Here is a 14195-nt window from a genome sequence, read left to right on the forward strand (position 1 = left end):
CCGACTCGCTTCGGATCGGACGCTACACCAACTTTCTCGACACTACCCGTAGGTGGTTTGTGACGTGGCGGAGATTGCCTCGGGCGTGGGGGTGGTTTGGGTTCGGAGGGATGGGGTGGGGGTGCCGGTTGCTGCGGTGGTGCCGGGCGTGGCGGCGGCCGTGGGGTTTGCGGTGTTGGTGGCGGTGGTGCCGTCAGCGCTTTCCGTGTTGACTGCGCTGGTGCCGGTGGATGTTGCGGTGCTGTCCTCGACGGTATCTGCTGTCGCATTTGTGTCGGTGCCGTCTTCAGCTTTGGCTGTGTCGCTGCTCGTGGCGTCGGCTTGCGCCTGCTGCTCGGCTGTTGTCCGAGGCTGCATGGCTTCTGCTATGGCCGCCATGGGCATCGTCGCGCTGACCATGGACGTGCACGCGATCGCGCAGAGCAGGTAGTAAAGGGGTCGTTTCATAGCGGAGCCTCTCGGTGAGCAGCCAGTAGGGTCCGAAGGCAGCTCCAGGCCAGCACTCCGCACATATTTTGTTGGGGTTTATTTTACGGGAACATCAGTCAACATCAGCGAACTTTCTGGGGAAGGTTGGGGAGGGGGAGTAGTTGACTGTTGAGACGTTTGCCATTGGCGGCGTCCCGTCCGCGCTTCGTTGGCTATACGTGATACGGGAGCTTCAACATGAGGTCTTCTTGCGCCTCTTCGAGTTTCTAAACCGGAGTTCTCTAGGAAACCCTGTGTGACTGATCCCTATGCCCAGTTCTACTTGTTCGTACTCTTCATACGCTCTCCCGGACTCTATCCTGGCGTCGTAATTGTCACACGATTGGCTACGACCCGTTCATTTCGTGCCCCTTGGAGACGTGCTCGCACCCTTGCGTCCACGAGCGCGTCCTTGAAGTGGTGATTCGAGACATGGGCGGTGTGGATTATCGCTTTTTGCGACAGTCCACATCGCCCAACTCTAGGCGCCTTGGTGCTAATCCCTTTTTCCGTGTGGGATTTTCTCGTTCGCACGACTGCATGGCGGCCTGAGCGTAACGGGACGCGCAGTAGGACGTTTAATGGCGGTTCTAAACGGCAATGTGGGTAGAATAAGTCCATTAAGTGAGACAATAATTCGGAGGTCACGCAGTGGATTGCAATGATTTTGATCCTCAGCTTTGTATTGTTCAGCTTACGGATTTTCATTTCGGCGAAGAACTCCAGAGTAATTATCAAAAACGAGTAGACGATATCCTCGAGACCATTAAAAATAGTATTAAGTCTGGTACAGTTCTGCTCCTTGTTACTGGTGATGTTGCTCGAACTGGCAAGGGAAGCGAATATCAATCTGCGGCTATGTTCTTTGATTATTTGATTGAACAGCTGAACCAACCTGAATACCAATTGAAAGTTTATATATTGCCGGGAAATCATGATTTGCAAGGCCCATGTAAGTCTATTGAGTGCTTTTCTGGCGTACAGTACGATCTGGATCTCGAAAACATGGCGTCATTCTTTGAATTCGCAAACAAATATGACAACCGTTTTGTTTTTGGTCAGCCAGGGCCAATTGTTTTTGAGGTTGAGGGGACGAAAGTCTCGGTATCTGGTTTTAATAGTGCCCCCTTATCTACTCTTGATGGTGATGATAAAGGGTTTCATGTATTGAGAAACCCTGAGCGCGCTCTACTTGATAACACACCGGACTCGGGCCTTCATATTTTTGCTTCGCATCATGGTCCAGAGTGGTTCTGCGATAATGAGCGTCTTAGCTTGGAGAAGATGCTTGCCAGCTGCTTTGACTTTGCGTTTACGGGACATGAGCATATGGGACAAAGCCGCTGCGTAGGCGGTTTGTCAGGTGAGTCCTGTGTCGTCGTGCGAGGAGGAACTTATTCACTTAACGACGACGATCAGAGCACATATAAAATGCTTTTGATTCGTTTTGGGGAGTTAGGCAGCTATGAATTTGCAGAGAAGGTTTTCAGCTGGGGATCCTCTGCACAAGTTCATGCACGTATCGATGAGGACCGTTCTTGTCGACGTTATATAAAATCCAAAACATATTTCAGCCCACAACCGGATTTTGTGAACGAGTTATTTAAGTCTGAAGGCAATTCAAACGATTCATTTAAGGACTCTTTTGTGTTTCCTTCTTTGAAAGAAGAGATTGCAACTGGTACAAAAGATGGGGAGCTAAAAATAAATGATCAAAAGGTAATAACAGACATTCATTCATTTATGGAGTTACTGGTTGATGCTAAAACGCTTGAAATCCATAGCGATATTCGTGCGGGCAAGAGCTCTCTACTTAAAGCTATATACCGCGAGTCGTTGGCGATGGGCTATTCGCCCCTATTGCTGACCCCCGAATATTCAACGGGTTCCATCACACGAACGCTGTCGACCATTATCGAAGATCAGTATGGTGATACTCGAGATGCGGCTGAACTGTTTAGGCGGATTCCACGTGAAAAAGTTCTTTTGCTCGTTGATGACTTTGATTCTCTTAAGAGAAAAAATAAAAAATCCGATGTCATTAAATCAATGCTTGAGATTGCTGGCAATATTGTTTTAATTACTGATATTAGTTTTCCATTTGAACTGGACGAAACGGTCGAGGTCGATTTCCGGCATTTGCTCATCTGTCCTTGGACGAAAAATAAAAGAGACGAGTTGATTCAAAAGAGATGCAAGGGTACTGAGCTTTCCGTTGGACAGATTGATGAGCTTATTTCCATTGTTGATAAGGCTGTTCACTCTCATTTCCAATTGTTTGATATGACTCCGCCCTTTATCAATCAATATATTGATTTCTATATTTATGAATCCGGCGCGTCTTTAATGAAGGGCGACTTGCCGTTTACGTCAATTATGAATACAAACGTCAAAAGAAGGATGCGCAATGCTGTATCAGATGACGAGAATCAGCTGATCGATGAATTGGCTGATGCAGTTATTACCGTTTTAAAGAAACTCGCTCTAAAAGTACACTCTAATCGTACGACTGTATTCTCGAGTATGACATTCTCTGAAGTGGCTAATAACTATCTGTCCGAATACGGCATTCCCGTAAGTCCAAAAAAAATTATGGATGCTTCTGTTCAGTCTGGTGTGCTCGTAGTTAAAGATAACGGCTATGAATACTCCTTTGCTTCGAGAAGCCTTTATGCCTATTTTGTTGCTCAGGCAATCGATTTTGAGCTTGACGAGGACGCGGACAAGGGAGAATCCTATGTATTACGCCTTTTGGACGAACTCGATTTTTCCATAAATGAAGAGATACTCGTTTTGCTTGAGGGAACTCGATTCATTCCCTGGCTAACCCAGAAACTAGTTGAAAAGGCATCGGATGCCGTGAATGGCTCTGATGTCATCTTTAGCAAGGGAAAAACCTATGAGTGTTTAAGTGGATTGGAGGGTCTTAAGATTGCTCCACCCTCTCAAGAAGGTGCGGGTGCCATTCGCAGCGTAACTGACGAGATGGAACAAAGAAATTGCGAAGCCATCGAAAGAGTTAGTTATTCTGGCGTTTATGAATATGATGTTCCTGAAACTAGGAATGCCTTTCAGTCGGCAATTATTGCGTTGAAATATGTTGCTATTGCGGGACGTTGCCTTAATCGGCAGCAGGTAAAACTTAAGGAGTCGTTTAAGGCGATAGTTAGAGGACAAATCTACTGCGCAACTGGTGCTGCTCTAAATTTGCTTTTAGAAGCGATTGATGATTCCTTTGGCGAAATGGTTGAAGCGGTTGCTGGCCAGTTCGATTCTCCGGATGAAGCTAAGCCAAAAATTAGAAAGTTGCTATCTATGGTTGCGTTGTCGGGTTGTATCGGACAACTGGATACGGTAGCGTCTAATGCCTGTGGACCACTTAGTGTTCTGGGTTTCTCCAAGATTATTGACGAAAGCGATTTTTACTCGCTATTTATGCTCGCACTATATCTGCGGTCGAACTCCGAGAAGGAATTTTGCAACGTAGCAAAGAAATCCATTAAGACCGCGCGGGAGCATGCCGCATGGCCTTTTATTGTGGCGATTATGGTTTTGTCTGCTGAATACATTGTCGAGCACCCTCATATGAGCAAATCTGTACGTCATTCCCTTATCGATACTGTATTCAACGGTGACCAGAAAGTGAAAGCGAGATTGCTGAAGACTACTCAGGCTTAGTATTTCATTTCGTGGTGAAGCGTTTGCTAGAACGGATTGCTGTCTTCGATGTTCTCAAGATTTGAAACAGAAGATGCCATCGCCATAGGCAACGTCGCACTGACCATGGGCGCGCACGTGATCGAGCAGAGCAGGTAGTAAAGGGGTCGTTTCATAGCGGAGCCTCTCGGTGAGCAGCGGCCAATAGGGTCCGAAGGCAGCTCCAGGCCGGCATCCCGCACACATTTTGTTGAGTTAATTTTACGGGAACCCCAGTCAACATCAGGGTACTTTCTGGAGAATGTTGGGGAGGGGGGATAAGGGAGGGACATCGCAGGAGACCGAGCGGTACATGCAAGCGGGATGCCCGGGATTGGCCTTTCGATTCAAAAGTTGCCCGAAGCAGCTATATCGCACCATGCCTGCCTTACAGTTACCGTACCTCGATTCCTCGATCCTACGTTTGGGGAGTTGAACGGTAGCGTCGGCGATGTCGTACTTACGAACCCTGTTTATGCATCAAATCAGTAATTGCCAATTGACGAAAGCGCCCATTCCATATGTCATGGGCGCTTCTAATGAGTTGTCCTGTTTGTCAGACTGGTCATGGTGGTAGTCTGGCACATTTATGTATAGATACCCGCTTCGCAGCTCACCGATTCACGCCTCTTTGGGTGCGAACTTGAGCAGATAGCTGATATGTTATCGATTGCATCGTTATTTCCCCGTACGCTCGTTGGGTGGAGGTCGCCGCGGTTTTGGTGACTCCACCCGACGCGTTGTGCTTTAATCCGATGGTGGGGCTAAACGGTGGAAGAGTTCCTGGTCTATTGGCGAGAAATATTGAATATCGTTATTTAGCTCGGCGATTCGTGGGTCGAATCTGTCATCGGTATATATCAGGGCGCAAAGATCATCCATGAAACGTTTGCGCCTACTTTCAGTATCTTGGTTATAGGGGAATTCGTCTATTTTATGCCCCCAAGCATTTTCGATTGCGCTATCAAGGCATTTGATAAATAGGTCGCTGTGGCTTGCAAGCTCGTATACAGCGCCATACTCTCTGCCCGCTCTCACCTCGTACCAGGATAGTGGTTCAAAGTAGGCTAAAACATTTAGAACTGGCAGGAGAGATTGTTTTGGGAACGCCGATGCTTCGTTGATTCCGTAGAAGGTTTGGCAACTGAGCATGTAATTAAGAAGCTCTGAAATTGACGATGCAAGCCTGTTGCAGGCACGAAGTGAAGCTTTTTTGTAGTTAAGAAGTTCTATCGTTGTGTTTATGAAAATGTTTCCCACTTGCGGATTAATGCCCTTGAGCGAAAGATAGTCGGCAGGTTTTACCGGGTTTAGCTCTATACGCTTATCGTAAAAGCGCTCTAGGTATTTAACTCCATCAAAGTTGGATCCGTATATTCCTTCGAGCGAATTCGCTAGCTGTGAAATATCGGTCGAATAAACTACGACAATGTTATCTTGCTGAAACAAAGTTTTTGCTTGTTCGAGTACCTTTACGGCGAATTCCGGTCGGCAGCGATCGAGCTCATCGATGAAGATCACGGCTCGATTGGCTATCCCGGGCAGATAGTTTCTTAAGAGCTCGTCTATTCGGCTCCGGAGCTGCTTCTCTTCTTTGTAGCTTGCGAGAAAATCGACGCCGTTAATACCTTCAATAATATTGTTGACATTGAGGGATAGTCCGAATTTCGTTGAGATCGCTGCCTCAATGATTTCGCCGAAGCATTTCTTGAGATCTTCATTTCCATGAACGGTCGATTCATTTACCGATGTGGCGATAGTTGCCAATATCGGCAGGATTGGATTGTCAAAATGGTCATCTTCCCATGCGTTGAAGTAGATAGGCAGAAATGAGGTCGTGAGAAGATCTTTTGCCGTGTTCCCAAATAATGTATCCAGCCTTACCGAGTCCTGTTCGAGTGCCGGATTTGCCATGCGCAGGACTCTTTCGACCTGTTTTATAAAAAACGTTTTACCTGAGCCCCAGGGAGCATTGACGAGGATCGTATAGGGAGGTTCTACAGCAAGAAGCATTTGCAGGAATCTTTCGACCTCGCCATGCCGGCGCAATGGATCTTGGGATATCGCAGCATCAATGGCCTCAGGCGTGGGCTCTTCGTCTGCTCGCTTCATGGTGGTTGCCTTCTTTCATAGGTCTTGATTGGACGGCGTGTTGGGCATATCGTTTGAATCGGGTATTTGCTTGAATGTTGAGACCGGCTTCGTTTCCATAATCTGAATTAGCCATGAATGTAGATAATTCTGGAGGGTGAAGCCGGTCATAGATCTCATGGTGTCGTTATTTGAGGGCTTTGCCTATTCGAACTCCACCTCAACCTGACTATGCTCGTAAATCTTGAGCTCGTTATCAATTTCAACTCGTTCGACTATCCAGCCAATGGCGGAACACTGCCGCATGAACGAATCGATTCGGTTCTCACCTTTTAGATTGTGAATGGTGACCACTACGCCAAAACGTTGCGGATCATGGGAGCCTCTTTGATATCTTGATGACTTGCGAATCATCATGCCCCACATTGGATTGGCATACACCTTTTTGGGCTTGCTGCGACTGGTTAGCGGTTCCGCTATGTGCTTGACGTTGTCCCACTTGCGCAGCTTTTTTCGAGCCTTCTCTTCATCGGTTGTACAGTCTTCCTCGCCTTGGTTGTTGGGCAGCAGCGACTTGATTCGCCCGTCGTTTCCGATACGTCCAAAATGCAAGTCGAGCTCGGTGTCCGTGTAGTCGACGCCTTGATTTCTGTTGCATTTAGGGAAATAGCACAGAGTCGCCCTCGCCACAGACGGGTAGGTTGCGCCTGAAACGGGGACAGGAAAGTTGAAGTTGTAATTCTCGCGTTCGGTAGCCACGCCGCTGAGCATGAATCGGATCTCGTCGTTGCTGGTTTCGAGTATCTTTTCAATTTGGACGGGGACGATGCCGTAGCCAAGTCGATCCATGTCTTCGGGTTTTGTCCACGCACATGCAGCATCGATTAGCAGGGCCTTGGCAAGTTCACAGCTCAGGTGCATCTTATAAATGAGATAGGCAGCTTTTCGTGCAATTAAGGGAGCCGCAAAAGAGGTGCCGACAGCCGGATAAGCACCGGTCCCGCAGCAGGCGGTTATAACATCACCCTTATCGCCTCCGTAATACGCGAGGTCTGGCTTGTGATGAAAGCTTAAGACTGGCCCTCTTCTTGTGTAGGACGCTGGTTCGTTGTTTCTATTAACGGCGTTGACAACAAGGGCATTAATGGAGTCCGCTGGGGAACCAAGATATGTGGGTTTACCATTTTCCTGGTTAGTGCCAGCAACAACGAAGAGGACGTCGTATTTCTGCTGCAGTTTGTCTAGCAGGGCCGCTTCGGGCGATATGGAGTTTCGAGACACTTCCTCCATTGACCCCAAGGAGATGTTCCAAACTTTGATGTCTTGGTTCTCGGCAACAATGCGCTCAATGTGCTTCATTACCGTAAACGAACTGAACTTGCCTGCGGTTGCAACTCCAAAATGTCGAACTCTAAAGTGGCCACAATGGTCGTCTAGCGATGGATTTTGGGCCTGAGCGTCAACGATCAATGAGCTGACACATGTGCCATGTCGATAATCGCCTGCAGTGGGATTGATGCCTTCGGGTAAGCAGCTTCTGTAGTCTACCCAGTTGCTGAAGTACGGTGGGTATTTCTCTTCAAATGGAGTGTCGATTACGCCGATGACGGGCTCATCGGTGGGATATTCAGGGAGGCTGCTGATGGCGGGGGAGGCTGAGCCTTCGTCACTCATGGGTGCGTAAGAAGCCAGATCGATAACCGACATGGCTACAAGATAGGGGGCGCGCTCGAGCAGCGTTCGATATTCTGTTTCGGTTAATAGAACGCTGTTCTCCAAGAGGTTTGCAGGGGATACGTCAATGTGAAGCTCCTCAAATAGGTCCTGCGGGTCCCTCTCCGTTTCAAATAGCGTAACGATTGCGTTTTCGTCGGTAGCCGCTGGCGGCTTGTCTATTCTAAATTCATTGACGTAATAGGAATCGCGTATGAGTTGCGCAAAGCCCGATCGGGTGAGCGTGTGTGAAACGGCCGGATTCCATTTTTGTTTGAGCTTATCATTTTTAACCAGAGCGACCATCTTATCTGCGTTCATCAGTCCATCAAAATTATCGACTACGATTCGCTCGCACTCACGCAGCTTGCTAATAGTTGACCGGATGGTCGCCTCGGGAACGTAATGAGTCATCAGGTGCCTTGGGTGGTTCCCATTAAAATCGAGATAACGGGCGCCGCGGATAGACAATTCTGGTTCACTGTCTTTTCCGCCGTTCAGCATCTCTTTTATTCGATTGCTCTTGGCGACAATCTGACGGTATTCAACGGATACCAAGATGTCTTCGATTATGGCATCTTTGGGCCATTTGCTCAGAACGGTTTCGAGGCTCTTGCGAATGTGCGAAATCTTCTCTGCAGTGACCGTGCCTTTAGCGGGGAGCGTTGCGGGGCCCGGTCGCGAGCCTCTTGCGGTTTGAAAATCGCCAGTGAGCCTGATTAAGCTGTTCATGAGCTACTCCTTTAGGGTTCGCGCAATGGTGCTTCGTGAAATGCCTGTCAAAACTTCCATTTCTCTTAAAGTGAAACCTTGAGTTTTAAGCAGCTCGAGTGAATCAGGCTCATATCCATGTAGACGCTGATATAGCTTGCGGAGATAGTCGTTTGGATTAAGAGGATCACTAAACGCGACGGAGGTCTTGATGAGGTTTTTGAGTGTGCCGGGCCAGGGCAGATCCGGGCAACTCTGCAGCACCTTTTTTAGGGTCCGAGAGTCGTTTTTGATTGCCTGATTGTTTTTGGTCAGATTCTTTGCGATTGATTCGCCGATATCAACGAGATCGTCATGGGTGTATCTATTAAAGTCAATTTGTACATCGAAGCGCCTGGCGAGTGCCGGGTCTAGTTTGTCGTAAAGGTTCGTTGTTGCGATTATGGCGGATCGCGTGTTCAGCTTGTCGAACTCTTTTAGGAGTGCACTTGTGGCTCGCCCCATCTCACGGACGTCGTTTTGGTTAATTCTATCTAAGGCTATAGCATCGATTTCATCGAACAGGACAATGGCGCCGTCGCCGATATCGTGGATTTCTTGGAAGACCTTCGCGATATTCTTGGCCGTCTCTCCGAGTTTGCTATCGATGATTTGATTGAAATCAACGGCATATAACTGGTAGCCAAGTATTCTGGCTATCTGTTTTGTAGCTTCGGTTTTGCCGGTTCCCGATGCGCCGTAAAAGAGGACAGTGTTGATGTCCACATCTTTAGATAGAGCATTGAGCAGCCCTTGGATATCGTTAGCGATGGCCTGGGGAAGGGGCAGCGAGGTGTTGTTGCTGATTACCTTTTCTAAGAAGTCATATTCCTGCTCTGTGACTTCTTGTGGCACAAACGTACGTGTCCTAGCAATGAGGGCCATGATGTAGCTTGCAAGCTCGGGTTGCCCGGACGATTCAAAATCTTTCGCAATAATAGTGGCTGCGTTGTTGAAGGCGATGTCGTCGTGTTCCGAATGCGCTCGGATTAAGTCGATGATGTCCGATCTCTTCATGTGTGCTCCTCTCCTTAGTTATATTGTATGAGACAGACTGAGACAAAGCAAGAATTGATTGAACATGGCTGCAATGAAGTGTGCTAGGATTGAGTTGTCTAGATTCAAACTGTTCTAGATTGGAGGTGAGATTATGACTACCCACCATGGAGGTAAGGTTGGCGCTGCTGCCAAGACGCTCGCGAGCTCCTCGACGAGTAAAGCCGCGAAGACTGCGGCTGCGAAGACGCTGGTCAAGCATCAGATTGCCAAGCATCGCTAGTTTGCGAGCAAAGCATTTTGTAACAGTTGGGAGGTGATATATATGGCTTTGAAGACGATTCGCGTAAAGATTCCGAAGTGCCGAATTGGCGCAACGGGTTCGGTCGGGAAGATCGGAACGACCGCGAAGGCCGTAAAAGTAAAGATTCGCTAGGCTTTAGCGGCAACTAAAGCCTAGCGCGATGTTGACATAGCGGGCCAACATCAAACATTTTATGGGGGTCTCCGGCGAGATTCAAGCGTCGGGGACCCGCGTTATTTTTTGTTTTTATCGGCATATGCGCCGCAGCCTCTTCTTATACGACATGTGGCGGCGCTATTAGTTTGGACAATTAATGAGTGAATTAGATATAGTATCCATTTGGATTAGTTCGATGGTGGCCATAGCAACTGTCGTTGCATCGTGGGCGGGCCTTAGAGCCCTGGTGATTCAAACTTCTCCGAATATTATTATGTTCATTCGGCCAGATGATGTCTCGCCCTCACTAGCGCGGCTTGTTATCAGAAATATTGGAGAGGCGCCTGCATACAATGTTTCGTTTCGACTTTCTCCTGACTTGTTTCTAAAGGATTCTTTCGAATATAAACATGCTTCCGTAGTGTTTGATAGGGGCTACGCAATTTTGCCTCCTAAACATGAGAGGGACATTCTCTTGGGAAGGTTTGAGGATCTCGAAGGATTGTGGGGGAGCTTCATTGTTGAAGTGAATGTCTCCTTTTCAAAGAAATACGGGCGTAGACGTTTCTCGACTATCTGCCCGGTTGAGATTGGCTCATTTGAGAGCACGATCTCTATTTCTTGTGAGACTACTTTTGAAAAGGACCAAAGGGCTGCCTATCGCGAAATCAGGCAGTTTGGTAAGCGCCTTCGCGGAATAGAAAACGCGATTTGTTCATTGGGGAATTGTGACGAAGAGTAAGGTTGTACGCTGGTGACGAATAATTTCCCCCGCAGATCGACGACTGCATGACAGAACACGGCCCTCGTCCCGTCATATGATTTCTAGCGGCTAAACAACAAATCATAGACGAAGGGGACACGGGCCGTGTCTGCGAACCTCGTAACGGTCGACGAGGAGTCGCTGCGCAAGGACATAATGAATCTGGTGAGGAAGCCCGTTAATGAGACGCTCAACGGGCTGCTCGACGAGGGGTCGTCCGAGCTCGTCGGGGCTGGGCACCACGAGGGGACGGCGGGCCTGGGCTATAGGGTTACCGTTCGATTCAAATTAATAGCGTTGATTTATGAATCAATAATTAGTAGCCTATCTAAAAGCGGTATTGACGCGGGTAGCCTACGGGCCCCGCGTCCTGCGGAAAGGTGGCTATCCTTCTTGGGATGGCCGCCTTTCTTTTGTTAAGGTGCCGCAATGACGGTGAAGCCTTTCATGTCTATTGACGATCGGGACAGATTGCCTGTTGACAGAGGAGCGTGTCGGTATGGAACTTGCCGGCGACCACCGCTCCGATACGATTGCCTTGATGAATGGCTGATCCATGATGGGGCTCAAAATATGACTCGAGAGCTTGGCGGTATTGGATTGACGGCCTTGCAAGTTCTCCCTTAAAGTAATAGGCGTGATGAGGCCTTGCGACGATACGTTCGGCTTGGTCCGTGGGAACCGCCGAAAGGCGGTTTTCGCGTTTAGGGGGCTGTTTCCGAAGGACACTTGTCCGAATTTGCTTCTGGGCAGTGGGTTTTTTTACTGCGTATTTCGGAAGTGCGGGGAAAATCGAAACTTGCTGAACGCACCCCGATTTTTGCCAATTAAACCGCAGGTCGCAAGGTCTCAAATCTGGGATCTGGCCGGCAGGTCTCGGGTTTTCACCGCACTTCCGAATGCATGCTAAATATGGCTTCAACGTGCTTGGCCTTGAAAGCCATAATAGGTTGCCAATTGGCTACAAGACGAATATAGTTAGCATCATGCTAACTAAGGGGTGGTTATGAATCGAACCAAGCTCCGACCGACATATTCACTTGACGAAGCGAAGTCTTTAGCTCGTTTGGGAAAGATGATGGTAAACGGTAGGGTGCGCAGGCACCTGATGAACCAGTTTGGCTATCTGGACATCGACCATTTCCTTGCTGACCTTTTTGATTATCTGGAGCCTGGCGACTTTAGAAAATCCATTGCGCTCGACATGGATGGCCCTTTGCATGGTGTTTACGCAGATGTCTATGAGTGCCGAGGTTTTGAATGCGAGGATTGGTACGTCAAGTTTTTAATCGATTCTGAAGGCAATGCACATTTGAACGTTTTGTCTGCGAACATCGATGGATATATTCATTAAAGGAGGAGCCATGCGTTGCATGGAATGTGGCAAAGAAATGCAATTTACCACGGCGCCAATGTCTGAATCATACCGTGGCGAGCAAATAACGGTAAAAGGAATTGAGCATTATATTTGTGAGTGCGGCAACGATGAAATGACCGCTGCAGAGGCGACTAAGCTCGCCCATGCGCTGGCTTCGCAATATGCCAAGACACATGAACTTCTTTCTCCCTCTGATATTAAAGATTTGCGCTCTGATCTCGGTTTAACTCAGCATGAATTTGAGTCGCTTTTAGGGGTTTCAAAACCAACGGCATCTCGTTGGGAGAACGGGGCGTCACAACAGTCTATTACCGCAAATAATCTTATGAAGCTCATTCGAGACGTCCCCGAGGTTCGCAAATATCTGGGTCTTTCTTCTGATGAGACGACCTCGGGACTTAATACATCACAATTTTCGGTGATACAGGGAGGAGAAGCCCCGGCTTATAGGGACTCGACTCCTTTGGCAGAAGAGAATGCCTTTCGATTGGAGATGTAAATGGAAACGCTACAGAAGCAACGCATTGAATCTCCGCTGATTACATGCGTGACTAGAAAAGTGGATAGTTTTTCATTTGATGGCGGAATGACTCCGAAAGAGGGCGTCAATAAGTCTGGCGTCGAATGCAACGTCAGAAATGCTATCACCAGCGCATTTTCGGACGAAAACGGAACCAGGTTTCGCCAGCTCAATTTAGTTATAGAGCTTCTACCCAGCAATGAAGGTCATTACTATCGTTCCGAAATATCCGTCTCCGGCATATATCGCGCTCCTGCGGATTTAGATGACGATGCTTTTGACAGAGAAGCACTTAGCACCGGTATGCAGGACCTGTATTCCTATGCAAGAGGCATTATTGAAAATGTCGCAGCTGGTGGAGTGTGGGGGCCACTTTATCTGCCACAGATTGGGTTCGCAATTTAGCCCCCTTCCACCCCATCCTTTGAAGATGTTCTTAAAGCGGTCTTATGCAAGCCATCGTTTTACAAGGGGTTCCTTTCAGGAGGGTATCCCCTAGTTATTTAGCTGAAGGCTGGAACCGAACAGCCACATTGCCACTTGTCGAATTGTTGAGTCACTGGGCGGTCTGAGAGAATGCCCTCAGTGACACAGTCGTCCCGGACTCTAAGTGAGGCGATAACAAAGAAGGGCCGTTGTTCGGTTTTCCATCAACGGCCCTTTGATGTATTCGCGACTACTGGATGCTGTCGTGTTTTCGCTTCGGGACAGTGGGTTATTTACCGTGTATTTCGGAAGTGCGGGGAAAAATCGGAAACCTCTGAGCATAAACCGAATTTCGGCAACAAAACCACAGGTCGCGGATGCCTAAAACAGGGGCCTAGTCGACAGATCTCGGTTTTTCACCGCACTTCCGGAAACGCTCGACGGAAGTATGCGGCAAATTTCGGAACCCTCGAGCACATCGCCCTTTTCATGTAAAGAAACCGCAGGTAGAAGCGTTGCTACTATCCGGCGTGGTCGGCATATCAACAATTTGCCGCATACTTCAGGATTGTGCACTCATTTTGCACTCTCGAAGTCCCCTCATTCCCTAAAAAAGTTCTTAAAACAGCCTTAAGGATTTTGGACATATGCGTTGGCAGCGTACAATACGCATGTTTTGCATGATTGAAATCTGATGAAGGGGAGGAGTACGCCATGGAGGTGCTGGTTGTTGGCAACACCGCATATGTTGACGATGACTTTTGCGCCAAGGCATTCCCCGGGGACCACGTTAAGGTTGTAGCCGCCAAGGATGCGCGTCGTGATGAGTCGTCGCCCCATGCCTCGTGGAAAGAGCTGCTCCAGCACTTGGAGCAGGCCTACGAGTTCGGTGACGCATAATTTCTTTCGCAAATTGACAACCGCATAGCGGAAC

13 protein-coding genes are annotated in these 14195 nt (G+C 48.3%); 9 read left to right on the forward strand and 4 right to left on the reverse strand.

Features of this window, described 5'->3' with window-relative positions; all coding sequences use genetic code 11:
- Nucleotides 1–121: 121 nt before the first annotated feature.
- A complete protein-coding gene (locus DW024_RS09235; protein ID WP_147352078.1) occupies nt 122–430 on the forward strand; it encodes a hypothetical protein in 309 nt (102 codons plus the stop codon).
- Nucleotides 431–1119: 689 nt separating this feature from the next.
- Nucleotides 1120–4146, forward strand: a complete 3027-nt coding sequence (locus DW024_RS09240; RefSeq protein ID WP_118377546.1) for a metallophosphoesterase — start codon at nt 1120–1122, stop codon at nt 4144–4146.
- Between the two features lie 26 nt (nt 4147–4172).
- Here DW024_RS09240 and DW024_RS10390 read toward each other — a convergent pair whose 3' ends face one another.
- From DW024_RS10390 to DW024_RS09255, 4 genes are all read right to left on the reverse strand, one after another.
- Nucleotides 4173–4301: a hypothetical protein gene (locus DW024_RS10390; RefSeq protein ID WP_255413761.1), complete on the reverse strand. Its 129-nt coding sequence runs from the start codon at nt 4299–4301 to the stop codon at nt 4173–4175.
- Nucleotides 4302–4911: 610 nt separating this feature from the next.
- A complete protein-coding gene (locus tag DW024_RS09245; RefSeq protein WP_118377547.1) occupies nt 4912–6276 on the reverse strand; it encodes a P-loop NTPase fold protein in 1365 nt (454 codons plus the stop codon).
- A gap of 183 nt (nt 6277–6459) precedes the next feature.
- Nucleotides 6460–8700: a S8 family peptidase gene (locus tag DW024_RS09250; RefSeq protein ID WP_118377548.1), complete on the reverse strand. Its 2241-nt coding sequence runs from the start codon at nt 8698–8700 to the stop codon at nt 6460–6462.
- 3 nt (nt 8701–8703) lie between these two features.
- Nucleotides 8704–9735, reverse strand: a complete 1032-nt coding sequence (locus tag DW024_RS09255; RefSeq protein ID WP_118377549.1) for an ATP-binding protein — start codon at nt 9733–9735, stop codon at nt 8704–8706.
- A 133-nt stretch (nt 9736–9868) separates the two neighbouring features.
- On the opposite strand from DW024_RS09255, the gene DW024_RS10395 reads away from it, so the two are divergent.
- The 7 genes from DW024_RS10395 (at nt 9869) to DW024_RS09285 (ending at nt 14161) form a co-directional block, all read left to right on the forward strand.
- Entirely contained in the window at nt 9869–9997 is a 129-nt protein-coding gene (locus tag DW024_RS10395) for a hypothetical protein (RefSeq protein ID WP_255413762.1), read from the forward strand.
- 334 nt (nt 9998–10331) lie between these two features.
- The gene (locus DW024_RS10030) at nt 10332–10916 is read left to right on the forward strand and encodes a hypothetical protein (protein ID WP_147352079.1); all 585 of its coding nucleotides are present in this window, start codon (nt 10332–10334) and stop codon (nt 10914–10916) included.
- 126 nt (nt 10917–11042) lie between these two features.
- Nucleotides 11043–11357, forward strand: coding sequence for a hypothetical protein (locus DW024_RS09265; protein WP_118377551.1), 315 nt, complete (start codon nt 11043–11045; stop codon nt 11355–11357).
- A gap of 586 nt (nt 11358–11943) precedes the next feature.
- The gene (locus DW024_RS09270) at nt 11944–12291 is read left to right on the forward strand and encodes a type II toxin-antitoxin system MqsR family toxin (protein ID WP_118377552.1); all 348 of its coding nucleotides are present in this window, start codon (nt 11944–11946) and stop codon (nt 12289–12291) included.
- A 10-nt stretch (nt 12292–12301) separates the two neighbouring features.
- Complete coding sequence (locus DW024_RS09275) at nt 12302–12814, forward strand: type II TA system antitoxin MqsA family protein (protein WP_158572191.1); 513 nt, start codon at nt 12302–12304, stop codon at nt 12812–12814.
- Complete coding sequence (locus DW024_RS09280) at nt 12815–13240, forward strand: hypothetical protein (RefSeq protein ID WP_118377554.1); 426 nt, start codon at nt 12815–12817, stop codon at nt 13238–13240.
- Between the two features lie 735 nt (nt 13241–13975).
- Complete coding sequence (locus tag DW024_RS09285) at nt 13976–14161, forward strand: hypothetical protein (RefSeq protein ID WP_118377555.1); 186 nt, start codon at nt 13976–13978, stop codon at nt 14159–14161.
- Nucleotides 14162–14195: the final 34 nt, after the last annotated feature.

Origin of the sequence: Collinsella sp. AF37-9 (assembly GCF_003475115.1) — a bacterium.
Lineage (GTDB): Bacteria > Actinomycetota > Coriobacteriia > Coriobacteriales > Coriobacteriaceae > Collinsella.

What these genes read in the sequence shown, in the direction of transcription:
- DW024_RS10390 (WP_255413761.1), bottom strand. Translation starts at nt 4,301, where the DNA reads ATGAAACGACCCCTTTACTACCTGCTCTGCTCGATCACGTGCGCGCCC.
- DW024_RS09245 (WP_118377547.1), bottom strand. Translation starts at nt 6,276, where the DNA reads ATGAAGCGAGCAGACGAAGAGCCCACGCCTGAGGCCATTGATGCTGCG.
- DW024_RS09250 (WP_118377548.1), bottom strand. Translation starts at nt 8,700, where the DNA reads ATGAACAGCTTAATCAGGCTCACTGGCGATTTTCAAACCGCAAGAGGC.
- DW024_RS09255 (WP_118377549.1), bottom strand. Translation starts at nt 9,735, where the DNA reads ATGAAGAGATCGGACATCATCGACTTAATCCGAGCGCATTCGGAACAC.
- DW024_RS10395 (WP_255413762.1), top strand. Translation starts at nt 9,869, where the DNA reads ATGACTACCCACCATGGAGGTAAGGTTGGCGCTGCTGCCAAGACGCTC.
- DW024_RS10030 (WP_147352079.1), top strand. Translation starts at nt 10,332, where the DNA reads ATGAGTGAATTAGATATAGTATCCATTTGGATTAGTTCGATGGTGGCC.
- DW024_RS09270 (WP_118377552.1), top strand. Translation starts at nt 11,944, where the DNA reads ATGAATCGAACCAAGCTCCGACCGACATATTCACTTGACGAAGCGAAG.
- DW024_RS09275 (WP_158572191.1), top strand. Translation starts at nt 12,302, where the DNA reads ATGCGTTGCATGGAATGTGGCAAAGAAATGCAATTTACCACGGCGCCA.
- DW024_RS09280 (WP_118377554.1), top strand. Translation starts at nt 12,815, where the DNA reads ATGGAAACGCTACAGAAGCAACGCATTGAATCTCCGCTGATTACATGC.
- DW024_RS09285 (WP_118377555.1), top strand. Translation starts at nt 13,976, where the DNA reads ATGGAGGTGCTGGTTGTTGGCAACACCGCATATGTTGACGATGACTTT.